Source organism: Pseudoalteromonas sp. GW168-MNA-CIBAN-0100, assembly GCF_040309225.1.
Taxonomy (GTDB): Bacteria; Pseudomonadota; Gammaproteobacteria; order Enterobacterales; family Alteromonadaceae; genus Pseudoalteromonas; species Pseudoalteromonas arctica.
The window spans coordinates 1-249 of sequence record NZ_JBEOOL010000887.1 but is presented as its reverse complement, the minus strand read 5'-3'; the positions used below and the strand labels follow the sequence as shown (position 1 = coordinate 249).

Sequence of the window (249 nt, the reverse complement as noted above, 5' to 3'; positions counted from 1 at the left end):
AGCCGATAGACATGTAGTGGTGTGTGCCGTAGATGAAAATAAAGAATTAACCGGCGATGCTGCAAAAGCACAAAAGCGCTGGATTGATGCCGGTGGTGAAATTTGTAACTTTAGCGCTGATGCACTCGATGAGTGTGATGTAATCATTGATGCATTACTGGGCACTGGTCTTGAAAATACGGTACGCGATAATGTTGCCACTATAATTAAAGCGGCGAATGAAAGCACTAAACCAATACTCAGTATTGA

The 249-nt window shown here is 42.6% G+C and carries 1 protein-coding gene; it reads left to right on the top strand.

The window, feature by feature from the left end; genetic code table 11:
• The coding region (locus tag AAEY62_RS23860) for an NAD(P)H-hydrate epimerase (protein WP_350636942.1) at window positions 1–249 on the top strand (249 nt) is incomplete at both ends.